Source organism: Streptomyces sp. NPDC005784 (genome assembly GCF_042871525.1).
Taxonomy (GTDB): Bacteria; Actinomycetota; Actinomycetes; order Streptomycetales; family Streptomycetaceae; genus Streptomyces.
The window spans coordinates 1-15,864 of record NZ_JBIAIQ010000012.1; the positions used below are offsets into that span (position 1 = coordinate 1).

Annotated in this window: 14 protein-coding genes, 2 pseudogenes and 1 riboswitch; of the genes and pseudogenes, 8 read left to right on the forward strand and 8 right to left on the reverse strand. The window is 72.2% G+C overall.

Translation table 11 applies throughout. From position 1 onward, the window contains the following. Positions 1–93: 93 nt before the first annotated feature. From ACFYR3_RS20455 to ACFYR3_RS20470, 4 genes and pseudogenes are all read right to left on the reverse strand, one after another. Positions 94–567: pseudogene (locus tag ACFYR3_RS20455) on the reverse strand (SDR family NAD(P)-dependent oxidoreductase); the annotation flags it as partial. A gap of 157 nt (positions 568–724) precedes the next feature. Continuing rightward, the gene (locus tag ACFYR3_RS20460; protein ID WP_389284199.1) at positions 725–1,651 is read right to left on the reverse strand and encodes an SDR family oxidoreductase; all 927 of its coding nucleotides are present in this window, start codon (positions 1,649–1,651) and stop codon (positions 725–727) included. A gap of 189 nt (positions 1,652–1,840) precedes the next feature. Then, positions 1,841–2,473 carry an MBL fold metallo-hydrolase gene (locus ACFYR3_RS20465; protein ID WP_355840432.1) on the reverse strand — a complete coding sequence of 211 codons (633 nt, stop codon included), beginning with the start codon at positions 2,471–2,473 and terminating at the stop codon, positions 1,841–1,843. Continuing rightward, the gene (locus ACFYR3_RS20470; RefSeq protein WP_389284201.1) at positions 2,470–3,555 is read right to left on the reverse strand and encodes an S-(hydroxymethyl)mycothiol dehydrogenase; all 1,086 of its coding nucleotides are present in this window, start codon (positions 3,553–3,555) and stop codon (positions 2,470–2,472) included. The genes ACFYR3_RS20465 and ACFYR3_RS20470 overlap by 4 nt, the downstream gene beginning before the upstream one ends. A gap of 274 nt (positions 3,556–3,829) precedes the next feature. Here ACFYR3_RS20470 and ACFYR3_RS20475 point away from each other — a divergent pair. Together ACFYR3_RS20475 and ACFYR3_RS20480 are read left to right on the forward strand one after the other, a co-directional pair. Next, positions 3,830–5,164: pseudogene (locus ACFYR3_RS20475) on the forward strand (rhodanese-like domain-containing protein); the annotation flags it as partial. 242 nt (positions 5,165–5,406) lie between these two features. After that, positions 5,407–6,153, forward strand: a complete 747-nt coding sequence (locus ACFYR3_RS20480; RefSeq protein WP_389284203.1) for a sulfite exporter TauE/SafE family protein — start codon at positions 5,407–5,409, stop codon at positions 6,151–6,153. Positions 6,154–6,156: 3 nt separating this feature from the next. On the opposite strand, the gene ACFYR3_RS20485 is transcribed toward ACFYR3_RS20480, so the two are convergent. Beyond that, positions 6,157–6,444: a metal-sensitive transcriptional regulator gene (locus ACFYR3_RS20485; RefSeq protein WP_355840436.1), complete on the reverse strand. Its 288-nt coding sequence runs from the start codon at positions 6,442–6,444 to the stop codon at positions 6,157–6,159. A gap of 69 nt (positions 6,445–6,513) precedes the next feature. On the opposite strand from ACFYR3_RS20485, the gene ACFYR3_RS20490 reads away from it, so the two are divergent. The 3 genes from ACFYR3_RS20490 to ACFYR3_RS20500 all read left to right on the forward strand — a co-directional run bounded on the left by ACFYR3_RS20490 (position 6,514) and on the right by ACFYR3_RS20500 (position 10,310). Beyond that, entirely contained in the window at positions 6,514–7,098 is a 585-nt protein-coding gene (locus tag ACFYR3_RS20490; RefSeq protein WP_389284205.1) for a rhodanese-like domain-containing protein, read from the forward strand. An 89-nt stretch (positions 7,099–7,187) separates the two neighbouring features. Then, a complete protein-coding gene (locus ACFYR3_RS20495; RefSeq protein WP_356780896.1) occupies positions 7,188–8,942 on the forward strand; it encodes an ABC transporter ATP-binding protein in 1,755 nt (584 codons plus the stop codon). Positions 8,943–9,350: 408 nt separating this feature from the next. Continuing rightward, positions 9,351–10,310, forward strand: coding sequence for a helix-turn-helix transcriptional regulator (locus ACFYR3_RS20500; protein ID WP_355840439.1), 960 nt, complete (start codon positions 9,351–9,353; stop codon positions 10,308–10,310). A 253-nt stretch (positions 10,311–10,563) separates the two neighbouring features. Here ACFYR3_RS20500 and ACFYR3_RS20505 read toward each other — a convergent pair whose 3' ends face one another. After that, positions 10,564–10,860 (reverse strand): hypothetical protein, encoded by a 297-nt coding sequence (locus ACFYR3_RS20505; RefSeq protein WP_355840440.1) that lies wholly within the window; start codon positions 10,858–10,860, stop codon positions 10,564–10,566. Between the two features lie 172 nt (positions 10,861–11,032). On the opposite strand from ACFYR3_RS20505, the gene ACFYR3_RS20510 reads away from it, so the two are divergent. Together ACFYR3_RS20510 and ACFYR3_RS20515 are read left to right on the forward strand one after the other, a co-directional pair. Beyond that, entirely contained in the window at positions 11,033–11,398 is a 366-nt protein-coding gene (locus ACFYR3_RS20510) for a nuclear transport factor 2 family protein (protein ID WP_355840441.1), read from the forward strand. A gap of 352 nt (positions 11,399–11,750) precedes the next feature. After that, a riboswitch (ZMP/ZTP riboswitch) is annotated at positions 11,751–11,837 on the forward strand. A gap of 21 nt (positions 11,838–11,858) precedes the next feature. Further along, positions 11,859–12,707 (forward strand): bifunctional 5,10-methylenetetrahydrofolate dehydrogenase/5,10-methenyltetrahydrofolate cyclohydrolase, encoded by an 849-nt coding sequence (locus ACFYR3_RS20515; RefSeq protein ID WP_389284208.1) that lies wholly within the window; start codon positions 11,859–11,861, stop codon positions 12,705–12,707. 122 nt (positions 12,708–12,829) lie between these two features. Here the strand turns inward: ACFYR3_RS20515 and ACFYR3_RS20520 are convergent, their stop codons facing one another. Then, complete coding sequence (locus tag ACFYR3_RS20520; RefSeq protein WP_389284210.1) at positions 12,830–13,816, reverse strand: polyprenyl synthetase family protein; 987 nt, start codon at positions 13,814–13,816, stop codon at positions 12,830–12,832. 198 nt (positions 13,817–14,014) lie between these two features. Between ACFYR3_RS20520 and ACFYR3_RS20525 the strand changes: the two genes are divergently transcribed. Next, on the forward strand, positions 14,015–15,265 hold the full coding sequence (locus ACFYR3_RS20525; protein ID WP_389284364.1) for a glycosyltransferase: 1,251 nt from the start codon (positions 14,015–14,017) through the stop codon (positions 15,263–15,265). A 455-nt stretch (positions 15,266–15,720) separates the two neighbouring features. On the opposite strand, the gene ACFYR3_RS20530 is transcribed toward ACFYR3_RS20525, so the two are convergent. Then, on the reverse strand, positions 15,721–15,855 hold the full coding sequence (locus tag ACFYR3_RS20530) for a hypothetical protein (protein ID WP_356780892.1): 135 nt from the start codon (positions 15,853–15,855) through the stop codon (positions 15,721–15,723). Positions 15,856–15,864 lie beyond the last annotated feature (9 nt).

Consider the following 15,864-nt stretch of genomic DNA (forward strand, 5'->3'; position numbering starts at 1 on the left):
GCCTGCCGCGCTGAAGCAAGATGTCAACGGCCCCAGTACTCGAACAGGTCCGAAGAGCCAGAGCTTCGCGGACCTGCTGCTACAAGGGGATTAGGCGTGGTTGCCGAAGTCCTGGATGCCGTTGACGGAGCCGATGGTGACGATGGACCCGCGGCCGGAGGCGACCAGGTGCGGGAGCGCGGCGCGGGCGCAGCGGTAGGCACCGGTCAGGGTGATGTCCAGGTCACCGGCCCACACCTCGTCGCTCTCGTCCTCGAAGAGCGGGGCGTCGGGGCTGCAGCGGAAGGCGTTGTTGACCAGGACGTCGAGCGAACCGAAGGTGTCCACGGCGTACGCCACCGCGGCCTCGACCTGTGCCCGCTCCCCCACGTCGCAGGTGAACGCCTCGGCCCGCGCGCCGAGTTCACGCAGCGCGGCGGCCGTCTTCTCGGCCTCCGCCGAGTCCACGTCGGTGACGAGGACTTGAGCGCCTTCCTCGGCGAGGCGGCGGGCGGTCGCCGCGCCGATACCGCGCGCCGCACCCGTGATCAGAACCCCGTATCCCTCGAAACGCCTCAGCGCAGTGATCGCAGTCATGGCAGGAACGTACTGCCATGATCGTCGCGGCGACAGATCCCGTGCGCCCATGTCCGCTTCCATGGCGACGCGGATGGACCTGGCTCCGCCTCCGGGCCACCCGGCGCGTCGGCAGCCGTACGTACCCGCCTGATCCGGCCCGATTCGCTCAGCGGTACCCCGTCGCGTCCGCCGGTTTCCCCTTGTCCTGCACTTCGACCATGTACCGCCAGCAGTCCGGACGGCTGCCGTCGCGGTCGGTGAAGACGTACACCTTGGCGAGCTGTCCGCTGGAGAGGGATTTCCCGTTCCAGCGCGCGAGTTCGGGGTCGACGGCCAGTGCGGCGACCGCGCGTCCCACGTAGGAGGGGGTCTCGGAGATCCCGAAGTGCGGGACGCGTTCCTCGGCGTCGCGCCAGTTCTCCTCGGTCACGCCGAAGGCTTCGAGCATCATCTCCGAGCGCAGCCAGCCGGGGGTGAGGGCCACGGCGGTGGCACCGTGCGGGCCCAGTTCGTGTCCGAGGGCGAACGCCATGCGCAGCACGGCCGACTTGGCGATGTCGTAGAAGAACGAGACCCGGTAGGTGTCCCGGTTGTACTCCGCCGTGCCGTCGGTCATCTCGACGACCAGGCCGCCGGGACGGCGCATCAGCAGGGGCAACGCGTGGTGGCTGGTGATCGCGTGGGTCTCCACGGCGAGCCGGAGCATCCTGAGTCCGTTGTCGAGGTCGTGCTCCCAGACGGGGGCGTCCCACTCGAAGAGCTTCTCGGCGCCCCAGATGTCGTTGACCAGGACGTCCAGGCGGCCCTGCTCGTCCGCGATCCGGGCGACGAGCGCGGCCACCTCGGCCGGGACGAGGTGGTCCGTGGGGACCGCGACACCTCGCCCGCCCGCCGCGGTGACCAGGTCCGCGGTGTCCTCGATGGTCTCCGGACGGTCGTACTCCGAGCGGCGCTCCCGCGTGCTGCGCCCGGTCACGTAGACGGTGGCGCCGGCCGCGCCCAGTTCCACGGCGATTCCCCGGCCCGCGCCCCGGGTCGCGCCCGCCACCAGGGCGACCCTGTCCCTCAGCGTGCCTTCCAACGGCCCTGACATGTCCGACCTCCGTGCGCGTCGCGTCCACGGGCTGCTGTCACCCATGCGTTCCTACGAGCGTCTCGCGGAAGCCGGACATCTTCTGTCAGGTATCTGTGTGGCGTTTCCGCCGTGTCGCGGCACGGCGGAAACGGGCGTTCGGCGGGGCACCGTGGCCGCGGACCTCCCGGGGGCCGATCGGCGTCAGCCTCAGTGGCCGCGTGCGATCCACTCCTCCAAGTGCGGAGCCTCCTCGCCGATCGTGGTCGAATCGCCGTGTCCCGTACGGACGACCGTGTCGGCCGGCAGGGAGAGCAGCCGGTCGCGGATCGACTCGATGATCGTCGGGAAGTGGGAGTAGGACCGTCCGGTCGCCCCCGGGCCGCCCTGGAAGAGGGTGTCGCCGGAGAAGAGGGTGCCTAGGCCCGGGTCGTAGAGACAGACCGCGCCCGGGGCATGGCCCGGGGTGTGCAGCACGGTCAGATCCGCGCCCGCCGCCTCGATCACCTGGCCGTCCTGGAGCCAGGCGTCGGGCAGCCGGTCCGGGTGGGTGAACTTCCACAGGGGCAGGTCGTCGGGGTGGAGCCAGATGGTGGCGCCGGTGCGCTCCGCCAGGGCGGGGGCGGCGTCGATGTGGTCGTTGTGGGCGTGGGTGCACACGATCGCCGTAAGGCGCCGGTCTCCCACCGCTTCGGCGATGGCGTCCGCGTCATGAGCGGCGTCGATCACGATCGCCTCTGAATCGTTTCCCACGATCCACACGTTGTTGTCGACGTCCCAGGTGCCGCCGTCGAGCGAGAACGTGCCCGAGGTGACGAGGTGTTCGATGCGGGCGCTCGTCACAGGATCACCACCGAGCGCAGCACGTCGCCGTGGTGCATCCGCTCGAAGGCCGGTTCCACGTCGTCCAGGGTGATCGTCTCGCTCACGAACGCGCCCAGGTCGAGGCGCCCTTGGAGGTGCAGGTCGATCAGCATCGGGAAGTCGCGGGAGGGCAGACAGTCGCCGTACCAGGAGGACTTGAGGGCGCCGCCGCGTCCGAAGACGTCGATCAGCGGGAGTTCGAGCTTCATGTCGGGGGTGGGCACGCCGACGAGGACGACCGTGCCGGCGAGGTCGCGGGCGTAGAAGGCCTGTCGGTACGTCTCCGGGCGGCCCACGGCCTCGATGACGACGTCGGCGCCGAAGCCGCCGGTGAGTTCGCGGATCGCCTCGACGGGGTCGGTCTCACGGGAGTTGACGGTGTGCGTCGCGCCGAGCTTCTCGGCGGTCGTGAGCTTGCGGTCGTCGATGTCCACGGCGATGATCTTCGCCGCGCCCGCGAGCCGGGAGCCCGCGATCGCCGCGTCTCCGACTCCGCCGCAGCCGATCACCGCGACCGTGTCGCCCCGGCCGACGTTGCCCGTGTTGATGGCGGCCCCGATGCCGGCCATCACACCGCAGCCGAGCAGTCCGGCGACCGCCGGGGAGACCGACGGGTCGACCTTGGTGCACTGTCCGGCGGCGACGAGCGTCTTCTCCGCGAAGGCGCCGATCCCGAGGGCCGGGGACAGTTCGGTGCCGTCCTTCAGCGTCATCCTCTGCTTCGCATTGTGGGTGTTGAAGCAGTACCAGGGGCGCCCACGCAGACACGCACGGCATTGTCCGCACACCGCACGCCAGTTGAGGATGACGAAGTCGCCGGGCGCCACGTCCGTGACACCGGCGCCGACCGACTCCACGATTCCGGCCGCCTCGTGGCCGAGCAGGAACGGGAAGTCGTCGTTGATACCGCCCTGCTTGTAGTGCAGGTCCGTGTGACAGACCCCGCAGGCCTGGATCTTCACCACGGCCTCGCCCGGCCCCGGATCGGGCACGACGATGGTCTCGACGCGCACCGGCTGGTTCTTGCCCGGTGCGATCACGCCCCGCACTTCCTGCGCCATGTGAGTGAGCCCTTCCCTAGGTCGACGTTCCGTCAACCGACCCTACGGTGTGACCGGCCGGTAAAGGGCCAGGTGGCCCGCAGCGGCCGGTCCCGCTACGGCGAACGCCCGCACCCGGAGCCGACGCCCCGCGACCCACCCGCGCCGGGGGTCTTCGACAGCACTTCCCGGATACCCCCGGGGGTACCTCTGCTACCTTGGAGACATACCCCCGGGGGTAATTTCGAGCAGAGGCGCGAAGCCCTCGGGCTTCACGCAGGAGAGGAGTGCTGCCGTGTTCTTCGTCGACACCATCGAGGTGGCGGGCCTGGGCAACCGGAGCTATCTGGCCGGCGGCCCGCGTACCGCCGTCGCCGTCGATCCGCCCAGGGACATCGAGCGGGTGATCACGGCGGCGGCCCGGCGGGGCGTGCGGATCGCGTACGTGGTCGAGACACACCTGCACAACGACTATGTGAGCGGCGGCCTGGAACTGGCACGGCTCACCGGGGCCGCCTATCTGGTCCCGGCCGGCGCCCGGGTCGCGTTCGAGCGGGTGGCGGTGGCCGACGGGGACACGGTGGAGGTGGACGCCGGGCTGACGCTGCGCGCGCTGGCCACCCCCGGACACACCCCGCACCACACCTCGTACGTCCTTCAGGAGAGCGGGCGCGCCATCGTGGCCTTCACCGGCGGCTCCCTGCTCATCGGCACGGTCGGCCGGCCCGATCTGGTGGAGCCGCGGCTGACCGGCGAGCTCGCCCGCGCGCAGCACGCGTCGGCGCACCGGCTCGTCGCGGAGCTGCCCGACGACACCGCCGTCCTGCCCACCCACGGTTTCGGCAGTTTCTGTTCCGCCGGGACCGCCGACGGCGACGCGACGACGATCGGGCGTGAGCGCGACAGCAACGAGGCCCTGGTCAAGGATGTCGACGCGTTCGTCGCGGACCTCCTCGCCGGGCTCGACGACGTACCCGCGTACTACGCGCACATGGGCCCCGCCAACGCAGCGGGCCCGGCCTGCGTCGATCTGACCCCGCCCGCGCTCGCGGACGCCACGGAGATCGCCGCGCGGCTCGCGGCCGGCGAGTGGGTCGTGGACCTGCGCAGTCGGCTCGCGTTCGCCGCGGGGCATGTCGCCGGGGCGGTCAATTTCGAGGCGGACGGTCAGCTCGCCGTCCATCTGGCCTGGCTGCTGCCCTGGGGCAAACCGGTCACCCTGCTGGCCGAGTCTCCGGAACAACTTGCCCATGCGCAGCGGGAGTTGGTGCAGGTCGGCGTGGACCGGCCGACCGCGGCCGCGATCGGCTCACCGCGCGAGGGGGAACGGCCGCGTACGTTCCGGCGCGCCGGCTTCGCCGAACTCGCCGAGGCGTACACCGTCCCGGGCCGGGCCGTGGTCCTGGACGTCCGGCGCGACTCCGAGCGCGCCGGGGGTCATGTCGCGGGGTCGGTGCACATCCCCGTCCACCAGGTGCGCGACCGGCTCGGGGAGATACCCGCCGGGACCGTCTGGGTGCACTGCGCGGGAGGCATGCGGGCCGCCATCGCCGCCTCGCTGCTCGACGCCGCGGGCCGTGAGGTCGTGGCCGTCGACGACTCCTTCGCCGCTGCGGGCACGTCCGGGCTGCCCATGGCGCGGATCACGCCGGCCGGGGCCCCGGAGCTCACGGGCCCCGGAGCCGGTGCGGCCGCGTCGCACCAGCCCGGACCGGGCGGACGGGCCGATGCCCCCGGCGACGACTCGCACCCCGCCCCCGCTCGCACCATCGCGCCTGCCGCACCCCACGCACCCCGTCGGAGGTTCGGCGACGTCGACAGCGGCCCGGCCACGCTCGACAGGGCAGGCCATGAGCTCGGGGACCCGTCGGCGTGAGCGTCCTGATCCTCGCCCTCGTCGCCGGAGCCGTGACCGGGCTCGCGCTCGGAGCGCTCGGCGGTGGCGGCAGTGTGCTGACCGTGCCCGCCCTGATCTATCTGCTGGGCTTCACTCCCTCGGCGGCCACGACCGCGAGCCTGGTCATCGTCACCGTCACCTCGGCGACCGCGCTGTCGGCGCACGCCCGGGAGGGCACCGTCCACTGGCGGGCCGGGGCCCTGTTCGCGGCGGCGGGACTGATCCCCGCGGCACTGGGCGGCGCGGTCTCCGGGCAGCTGCCTGCCGCCGTCCTGACCGGCGCGTTCTCGCTGATCGCGGGCCTCGCGGCGGTCCGAATGCTCCGGCCGGCCGCCGGTGAGCCGGGGGTCGCGCCCGCGCGGACCGGCCGGATCACCGGGACGGGCGCGGGCCTCGGTGCCGTGACCGGGGTCCTGGGCGTGGGCGGCGGCTTCCTCGCCGTACCGGCCCTGGTGAACGTCGTGGGTCTGCGGATGCGGGCCGCCGTCGGCACCAGCCTGCTGGTGATCACGGCGAATTCGCTCGCCGCGCTGCTCGCCCGCGCCGGAACGGCACAGAGCCTCGACTGGGCGGTCGTGGCGCCGTTCGCCGGGGCGGCCGTCCTCGGCGCGTGGGACGGGAAGCGTCTGGCGGCCCGGGTGTCCGGCGGCACGCTTCAGCGGATCTTCGCCTGGGCCCTGCTGGCCGTGGCCGCGCTGATGCTCCTGGACGTCGTGCTGTGAGGATCAGGCCAGCGACAGGAAGAGCTTCTCCAGACGGGCCCGCATCTGCTCACTGGTCTCACCGTTCTTCGCGCCGTTCTCGACGCCGGTCAGACACTGCTGGAGCCCGGTGGCGATGATCGCGAAACCGGCCCTGTCCAGGGCGCGGGAGGCCGCGGCGAGCTGGGTGACCACTTCCTCGCAGTCGCGTCCCTCCTCGATCATCCGGATCACTCCGGAGATCTGTCCCTGCGCCCGGCGCAGCCGGTTCAGCACGGACTTCAGCTCGGCACCCGCGAGTTCCAGTTCCACGACCACTCCTTAAGACATACCCCTAGGGGTATCTTACTCCGCCCCGCGGGGCACCCCCGAAGAGCAAGGATGACACTCCCCGTGAACGCCCCCCTCTCCCTCGACGTCGACCAGGCCCGCGGCCGGCTCACCGAGCTGACCGTCATCGACGTGCGCACCCCCGGCGAATACGCCTCCGGCCATCTGCCGGGTGCCCTCAACATCCCCCTGGACCGACTCCACCGGGCACTGTCCGTGCTCGGGGACGCCCGGCCCGAGCTGCTCGTGGTCTGCGCCTCCGGCGCCCGCTCGGCGAACGCCTGCGCCCTGCTGGCCGAGCACGGTGTACCGGCGGCCACCCTCACCGGGGGTACGAGTGCCTGGGCGGAGCGCGGACACGAGCTGCACCGCCCGGCCGGCTCCACGCGGGCCGGCTGGTCCATGGAACGCCAGGTCCGGTTCACCGCCGGTGCCGTCGTCCTCACCGGCCTCGGCCTCGGACTCCTGCACCCCGCCTGGCAGTTGCTCTCCGCCGGTGTGGCGGGCGGCCTGGTCCTCTCGGCGCTCACCGGCACCTGCGGCATGGCCGCGCTGCTCGCCGGACTCCCGCACAACCGGCCCCGCCCGGCGGACCTCGACGCCACCCTGGCGGCACTTGGGGAGCGCGTGGCCTGAGTCCGCGCGGACCTGGGGCAGTTGGGATCGGTCCGGGGGCGTCGCCGACGTAGCCTGGGTACTCCGTCTCAACTCCCGCAAGGAGCGCCGTGAGCCTGATCGAGGCCGAGCCCGAGGTGCCCGCGTGGCGTCTGCTGCTCGGGTATGTACGACCGCACCGCCGGGCGCTGTTCGCGGGCGCGCTGCTGGCGCTCACGACCGGGGCCACCGGCCTGCTGCTGCCGCTGGTGGCGCGCGGGCTCATCGACGACCTGTCGCACGACCGGCCGATCGGACGGGCCCTGCTCGGCATGGCGGCCCTCGTGGTGACCAACGCGGCCGTGGGGGCGCTGGGTTCGTACGTTCTGCGGCGCACCGCGGAGTCGGTGGTGCTCGGCGCTCGACGCGCCCTCTCGTCGTATCTGCTGCGGCTGCGCATACCCGCCGTGGACCGCAGCGAGCCCGGCGACCTGATGGCCCGCATCACCTCCGACACGACCCTGCTGCGCGAGGTCACGACCGATTCGCTGGTCGGCCTCGGCACCGGCGGCCTCACCCTCGTCGCGACAGTGGTGATGATGGGCCTCGTCGACGTGGTGCTGCTCGGTGTCACACTGGGCGTGGTGCTGTGCGCGGGTTCGGTGCTCGGCCTGATCGTGCCGCGTATCAACCGGGCGAGCAGGCAGGCTCAGGACGCGGTCGGGGTGATGGGCGCCTCGCTGGAGCGGACCCTCGGCGCGCTGCGCACGATCAAGGCGTCCGGCGCCGAGCACCGGGAGGAGCAGACCGTCCACGCGGCCGCCGAGGAGTCCTGGCGGCAGAGCGTGCGCGCCGCCAAGTGGTCGGCGGCCGCGGGCAATACGGCCGGTCTGGCGATGCAGATCGCCTTCATCACGGTCCTGGCGGTGGGCGGCGCCCGGGTCGCGACGGGCGCCATCGGCGTGGGCACACTGGTCGCCTTCCTGCTCTACGTGTTCTACCTGATGTCACCGATCCAGCAGGTGGTCGGCGCGATCACGCAGTACCAGACCGGCGCCGCCGCGCTCGCCCGTATCCAGGAGGCCCTGCGGCTGCCCGCGGAACCGGCCGCCCTGCCCGCGCCGCTGCCCTCCCCGGACGCCGAACCGGCCGCGCTCGCCTTCGACGACGTCCGCTTCCGGTACGCCGACGATCTGCCGTACGTCCACCACGGGGTGACGTTCACCGTCCCGGCCCGTGGCCTGACCGCGTTCGTCGGCCCGTCCGGCGCGGGCAAGACCACCGTCTTCTCGCTCATCGAGCGGTTCTACGATCCCGAGGCGGGTCTCATCACCGTGGACGGCCGTGCGCTGGAGGACTGGGATCTGCCCCGACTCCGGTCCGCCATCGGCTATGTGGAGCAGGACGCGCCGGTGCTGTCGGGTTCCCTGCGCGACAATCTTCTGCTCGGCAATCCGGACGCCGACGAGGGCGAACTGACCCGCGTGGTGAAGACGACCCGCCTGGACGGCCTGGTCGCCAGGCTGCCGCGCGGCCTGGACACGCTGGTCGGCCATCGCGGCACCAAGCTGTCGGGCGGCGAGCGCCAGCGCGTCGCCATCGCCAGGGCCCTGCTGCGCCGCCCCCGGCTGCTGCTCCTCGACGAGGCCACCTCACAGCTCGACGCCGTCAACGAGGCCGCGCTGCGCGACACGGTCGCCGATGTGTCCCGTACGACGACGGTTCTGGTGGTCGCCCACCGGCTCTCCACCGTCACGACGGCCGACCGCATCGTCGTGATGGACGCGGGCCGCGTCCGCGCCGTGGGGACCCACCGCGAACTCGTCGCCGCGGATCCGCTCTACGCCGAACTGGCCGCCACCCAGTTCCTCGCGACCGCCGGATGACCTCGGCGCCTTGACCCTCACCTCGGTGTCGCGGCACCGCGGAAGGGGCGGAAGGGGCGGAAGGGGCGGAAGCGGCCTGCGACGGTGTGCCGGGTCGGTTCGCGGGGTGGTCATGTCCAGCGTCCGGCCGCACGAGCGGGGCGTCGCCGGCCCGGGGTACGTCACCGGGCCCCCGCGGGACTCGGACCGGGCCGCGCCCGGAGGAGCCCCCGAGCCGGAGGACGCACCGAACTCGCCGAACTCCCCGAACATTTCGGTACGTCGGCGATCTCCTTGAGCTCCTTGGCCATGGACCGGCTCTGCTCTATGGTGATGCCCTCTTTCCGCCACGCGGGGCGGTCGTCCGTCGGCGACCACCCTCAACCAGGCGGGAAGGCACGTCCCACCCGGATACGCAGGCGACTGAACATGGTCAAAAACCGACACCCGGCCGGGCAGGCCATCCCCGAGATCATCTTCGCGGCCCCCGTCGGCACACCCGCCGGACTGGAAGTGATCTCGCTGGCCGAGCTGCGCGCCCGGTCCCGTGCCCACGGAAGCCGTCCCGGCGTGCCGCAGCGCCCCGGCGTCCACCAGGTGCTCACGCTCGCTTCCGGCACACTGCGCCAGACCGTGGACTTCACGGCCCGCGACGTCGAGCGGGGCTCCTGGCTGTGGACGCGCCCCGGGCAGGTCCTCCAGTGGGGAGATCTCACCGGGGCCGAGGGAACGCTGATCGTCTTCGAACGGGACTTCCCGGGCGCGGCGACCGTCCGCGCGGCCCGGCTCGACGATCCGCACGCGCGCGTCCTGCGCACCCCGAAGGCCGAGGACGCCACGTCACTGCGGGTGGCCACGGCGCATCTGGAGCACGAGTTCCTGACACCGGGGCGACTGCCGCTGGACGCGCACACCGCCGTACTGCGTCATCTGCTGGACGTGCTGATCCTCCGGCTGGCTCACCTGGAGCGGCTCGACGACCCGGCCACCGGACCAAGAGAAACCTTTCTTCGGTTCCGCGAGACCGTCGAACGGGACTTCGCGCACACCCGCCGGGTGGACGACTACGCCCTCGTCCTCGGCTACTCCGCCCGCACGCTGTCCCGGGCCGCCCTCGACTCGGCGGGGATCGGCGCCAAGGAGTTCATCGACCGCCGGGTCGTCCTGGAGGCCAAGCGGCTCCTCGCCCACACCGACCTGGCCGCCGCCCGCATCGCCTCCCAGCTGGGCTTTTCGAGTGCCACGAACTTCGCCAAGTACTTCCACCAGCGTGCCGGGCAGGCACCCATCGCGTTCCGCACTGCGGTACGCGGACAGGGCACGGGTATCCCGAAGGCACGAGACGAAGAGGATTTCACCCCGCGAACCGAGCGCCCGAACGATCCGTGAGCGGGCCCCTTGGTCCCTGAGCGGGCCACCTGGACGGTGATCGGGCCGGCCGATCCGTGAGCAGGCCAACCGATCCGTGAGCGGGCCGGCCGCCGGTTGACGGGGCCGGGCCGTGCCGGGCCTCGCACCACGGTCGGCGGGTCCCGGCGGAACGTGTTCCGCCGGGACCCGCCGCAGCCGCGTCCGACGCGGCCGTCGCCCACTGGCTCTAGTTACCCGCTAGCTCGCGTTACCCACTAGCTCACGTGGCCCACTAGCTCTCGATGCCGCCGAGCAGTCCGGTGACAGGCGCGGCGAGGTCGGTGAGCTGGTGCAACTGGCTCAGGTCGTTCAGCCGGTCCAGGCCGGCGAGCTGGGTGGAGGGCAGCGGCGGCTGGGCCTGGTGCTCGGCGGGGATGCCGCTCACTGCGAGCGAGTCGAGCGTGGAGACGGGGTTCAGCTTCCCGGCGTCGTGGGCCTCGGAGCCCGCGGCCGTCGCCATCGGCGCGGCGAGTCCCGTGACGCCGACGGCAAGACCAACGGCGGCGACGATACGTCGTGTTGAGATCATGCAATCAGCAACGGCATCGGCCCCCGGGCGGACACGGCCCGGCCCCCGCGCTCACCCGAGAGGCGCATCGGGCTCTTGCGTTTGCCGTGGGCCCCGGGGCAGAGGAGGCTCGGTAATGAGGCGCTTCGCGGTCGGCTCCTGGCCGGTCCGCGCCTTCCTGAGGAGGTCACCCATGGGCACAGCGACAGCCCCAGCCTTCGACACCGAGGCGCTGCGCCGGGGCATTGAAGGACACAGTGCGGCAGATCTGCTGTCGCTCTACGCGGACGACGCGGAACTGCGCGTCGTGGATCGCAACACGCAGCCCAGTCACCCGATGGTCAAACACGGTCGCACCGAGATCGCCGAGATGCTCAACGACGTCTACAGCCGGGACATGACGCACAAGATGGACCAGTGCGTCGTCCAGGGCGACCACGTCGCCTTCACCGAAACCTGCGTGTACGCGGACGGGGTGCGAGTGATGAGCACATCGATGATGTCCTTGCGCGACGGGAAGATCATCGAGCAGACACTGGTACAGGCATGGGACGAGTAGGGAGGAACTGGCCGAAGGTCCAGGTCAAGTCTCGTCTGACCTGGACCTTTTCGGTGGGTACGGCGATGGGGAGGTCCCGTCCGAACCGACCCCGGCGACGCCGACCGGTTTCCGCGGCAGGCCTCCGCGTGACCGCCTCTCTGCTGGACTCGATACTGCGCACGGCGCGTTCGCACCCGCATCCTCCGGCGCCGCGCCCGGCGCGAAAGCTGCGCATCCGGCCCCGGTGAGCCGAACCCCTACCGGCGGCGGTCGGCCTGTCCGGCACTCCGGGCGACCGGTCCGGCATTCTCCGGCGGACCGACCACGCCGACAGGGCGCCACGGTCGGGTGATCGTACGGGCTAGTCTGGTCCGTGGGCCGTGACTGGCGCTGAGGTGGAGTACCACCGGGGAGCGGCCTGACGCAGACGTCTTTGCCGCGCGCCTGGGCGACTGTCAGCAGCGCCCCGGAGGAACTCATGTCCCAGGCCCGGCTCATGGACGGCGCCGGTCGCGCCCGCCGGATCCTCGATGACACCGCGCGACGCGCGGCCCGCCTCAAGACCCGTACAGGCGCGGCCCCTTGTCTGGCGACGGTGCTCGTCGGCGACGATCCCGCCTCCGTCACCTACGTCCGGATGAAGCGGAACCGCAGCAGCAAGGCGGGCATCGAGTCCCGGCACCTCGCGCTGCCCGCCGGCATCACTACGGCCGAACTGGTCGCCGAACTCACGGCGTTGTCCGACGATCCGGCCGTGCACGGCATCCTGCTCCAGCACCCCATGGGACCGCACATCGACGAGCGTGCCGCCTTCGAGGCCATCGCGCCGACGAAGGACGTCGACGGGGTGACGCTGAGCTCGTACGCGGCGATGAGCTTCGGTCTGCCCGGCTTCGTGTCCTGCACACCCGGCGGCATCATGCGGCTCCTCGACGCGTACGACGTCGACCCCGCCGGGAAGCGGGCCGTCGTCGTCGGCCGCAGCGCGATCCTCGGCAGGCCGGTCGGCATGCTGCTGCTCGGCCGGGATGCCACGGTGACGTACTGCCATTCGCGTACGGCGGACCTGTCGTCCGTCGTACGCGAGGCGGACATCGTGGTGGCCGCCGTGGGACGGCCCCGGCTGATCCGGGGCGAGGACATCAAGCCGGGGGCTGTCGTGATCGACGCGGGCTACAACGAAGGGAACGTCGGTGACGTCGACTTCGAGACCGCCGTCACCCGGGCCGGACTGATCACACCCGTGCCGGGTGGCGTCGGCCCGATGACGATCGCCGTGCTGCTGGAGCAGACCGTGACGAGCGCCGAACGCGCGCTCGGCGGCTGAGCCCGCCCACGGCGGTCCCCGTCGCCGCGGTCGGCGCAGCCACGCGCGACCGTCCGCGACGGGTGCCCGCGACGAGTCCCCTGAGCAGGCGAAGGCCCACCAGGAGGGCAGCCCGCTCGCCCTCAGTACTGGGCCGGAACCGCTCGGGGGATCTGCTCCGCCGCCTGAAGGAGCATCGGGGAGGCGCTGTCCACGAGGTCGTGCAGGACGGACAGATAGGCCGCGTCGCCGCCGAGTTCGCGCAGGAGGAGGTGCGCCCTGTCGCGGAAGACGCTGATGTCCTGCTCGTACTGACGCAGCACGTCCGGTGCGAGAAGGACGGCGGTGAGTTCCGCGCCGGCGTCGGGCGAGCGGCGTGCGGCGGCGTGCAGTTCCAGGACGCGGCCCGCCGAACCGGAATTCTCCAGGGCGCACGCCAGCAGATAGGTCACCGTGCCGTTCGCGAGGTCTTCGTTGCGGCCGGTCAGGATGTCCTGCTGATCGTTGAACAGCTGCCACAGGATGCCGAAGACATTGCCGAACTCCCGCCAGCGTTCGACTCTTTCGTCCGTACGGCCCGCCAGCTGCGCGGCCATGGCCGTGACCATGCTGAACGGCGCACCTGACTTCCCGAGATAGGCGGTGACCACGGCGTCGCGGGTGGCCGCGCCCACGTCCGCGCGAAGGTCCCTCAACTGCCCCTCGGTCCCGGTGATCCAGCACCTCACGATCTCGGCCGACAGCGAACCGCGTGCCGTCTCGGGAATCCGCGGGGACTGAACGACGAGCAGGGGGAGCGGAATTCCGCTGATGACCGTGGCGAGCAGCGCCTCGCTCTCGCCGAGACCACCGGCGGCGAACACGGCCTGGCCGTCGGCGAGGTCGTCCAGGTAGCACGCGGAGGTCCACCACAGTTCATGGACGACGGCCAGCGGAACAGCCGGTCCGGGCGCCCCCGTCTCCACGGCGTGGACGATCACGGGCAGCACGGACAGGGGGTAGACGAACGTCCGGTGCTTCAGAAGTTCGGCGACCGACGCCCGGACCGAGGGGGCCGACGGCCCCAACAGGTCGAGTGCGGATTGCCGCTCCGCCTCGATGTCCGCCGACATCTCCCGATGCAGATCCATGTACGACTTCGCCCGCACGCAGTCCACCCCCACCACCGAATTAATCGAGCACCGATTCGATCATTCGCCATGATGGCGAGCTAGAGCAACATTGCGCCATGGCCTGTTCATCGCGGGCCCCGTTCTCCCACCCTCCGGTGAAGCGGCGGACCTCCGGCCGCGAACCCCGCCATACTGACCGTCGTGCGAGTAGCGATCATGACCGCGGGTTCACGGGGCGACGTGGCGCCGTTCACCGGACTCGGGCACGGCCTGGTGCGGGCCGGGCACGAGGTCACACTGGTGACGCACGGATGCTTCGCGGATCTGGTGTCGGGTTCGGGGGTGGGGTTCCACTCGCTGCCCGTCGATCCGCGGGCCGAATTGGAGTCCGTGCGCGGACAGCGCCTGCACCGCAGCGCCACGGGAGTCGGCAAGGTCATCCGGCTCGTCGAGATGACCCGGTCCCTCGTCGGGCGGCTGACCGACGACATGATCACGGCCGCCCGCTCCAGCGACGTACTCCTGCTGTCCGGTTCGCTGGGGCCGCTCGGGTACGCCGTCGCTGAGGGGCTGGCCCTGCCCAGCATGGGAGTGCATCTCCAACCGCTGTCCCCCACAAGGGAGTTCGCCCCTCCGGTGACCGGCGCCCGCTCATGGGGGCCCACCGTGAACCGGGTGGCCGGGTACGGGGTGAATCTGGCCGGCGAACGGGTCTTCGCCCAGACCGTGCGGACCCTGCGGAAACGGCTCGACCTGCCGCCCATCGGTCCCTTCGCGGCCCACCGCGCCCGCGAGCGGCAGGCGTGGCCGGTGCACCACGGGTTCAGCCCCCTGGTGGTACGCCGGCCGCGGGACTGGCGGCGCGGGCTCGACGTGTCCGGGTACTGGTGGCCCTACGACGGCGAGGACGCCCGACTCCCCTCCGCGCTGCGGGACTTCCTGGACGCGGGCCCCGCTCCGGTCTTCGTGGGCCTGGGCAGTGCCACCGTCCCCGATCCCGGGCGCCTGAGCACCGAGGTGGTGCGCGCCCTGCGGGCCGCCGGGCTGCGCGGCGTGATCCAGCGGGGGTGGGGTGAGCTGCGCGCCACCGGCGACGACATGTTCACGGTCGGCGAGGTGCCGCACTCCCTCCTGTTCCCCCGGATGGCCGCGGTGGTGCATCACGCCGGGGCCGGCACGACAGCAGCGGGGCTGCGGGCCGGGGTCCCCGCGGTACCCGTGCCGATCCAGTTCGACGAGGGGTTCTGGGCCGCCCGGCTCGTCGCGCTCGGCGTCTCGCCCGGCGCCCTGTCGCTGCGGGGGCTGCGTGCCGAGCGGCTGGCGCCGGCTCTGGTCCGGGCGACCACGGAACCCTCGTACCGGCGGCGCGCGCAGGACCTGGCGGAGCGCCTTCGTACCGAGGACGGGGTGGCGCCGGTCGCGGACGCACTGGCCCGGCTCGAACGACTCGGACCGCACGCAAGCTGACGAGGAACCACCCCGCCCGCGTGCGCCCTCCGCCGCCTGCGGACGCGTGGCCGCCTCCACTCACGGCCTTGTGGCCGGGAAGTGGGTCGGGAGCGCCGGCCATGTGCGCCCATGGGCTCATGCCCGACTCGCCTCACGAGCTACGACCACGCCCGCCTGCGGACCTCTCGACCACCTCCGCCCATGGCTCCGCGCCCACCGCCGCCGCCAAAGGGCTGGTGGCCACGTCCGCACCCGGGCGGGTGGCCGCCGCTCCGCCCATGAGCTCGTGGCCACGCCCGCCTGCGGACACGCGGCCGCCTCCGCCCATGGGCCCGCGCCCACCGCCGCCGCCGAAGGGCTGGTGGCCACGTCCGCACCCGGGCGGGTGGCCGCCGCTCCGCCCATGAGCTCGTGGCCACGCCCGCCTGCGGACACGCGGCCGCCTCCGCCCATGGGCTCACGCCCGGCTCAGCTCACAGGCTCACGGCTATGCCCGCCTGCGGACTCGCGGCCGCCTCCGCCCATGGGCCCGCGCCCACCGCCGCCGCCAAAGGGCTGGTGGCCACGCCCGCCTGCGGACTCGTGGCCGCCTTCACCCATGGGCTCACGCCCGGCTC

Excerpts from the sequence above, each read along its gene's own strand:
- ACFYR3_RS20525 (WP_389284364.1), top strand. The coding sequence starts at position 14,015 with ATGACCGCGGGTTCACGGGGCGACGTGGCGCCGTTCACCGGACTCGGG.
- ACFYR3_RS20520 (WP_389284210.1), bottom strand. The coding sequence starts at position 13,816 with ATGGATCTGCATCGGGAGATGTCGGCGGACATCGAGGCGGAGCGGCAA.
- ACFYR3_RS20515 (WP_389284208.1), top strand. The coding sequence starts at position 11,859 with ATGTCCCAGGCCCGGCTCATGGACGGCGCCGGTCGCGCCCGCCGGATC.
- ACFYR3_RS20490 (WP_389284205.1), top strand. The coding sequence starts at position 6,514 with ATGACACTCCCCGTGAACGCCCCCCTCTCCCTCGACGTCGACCAGGCC.
- ACFYR3_RS20500 (WP_355840439.1), top strand. The coding sequence starts at position 9,351 with ATGGTCAAAAACCGACACCCGGCCGGGCAGGCCATCCCCGAGATCATC.
- ACFYR3_RS20510 (WP_355840441.1), top strand. The coding sequence starts at position 11,033 with ATGGGCACAGCGACAGCCCCAGCCTTCGACACCGAGGCGCTGCGCCGG.
- ACFYR3_RS20470 (WP_389284201.1), bottom strand. The coding sequence starts at position 3,555 with ATGGCGCAGGAAGTGCGGGGCGTGATCGCACCGGGCAAGAACCAGCCG.
- ACFYR3_RS20460 (WP_389284199.1), bottom strand. The coding sequence starts at position 1,651 with ATGTCAGGGCCGTTGGAAGGCACGCTGAGGGACAGGGTCGCCCTGGTG.
- ACFYR3_RS20505 (WP_355840440.1), bottom strand. The coding sequence starts at position 10,860 with ATGATCTCAACACGACGTATCGTCGCCGCCGTTGGTCTTGCCGTCGGC.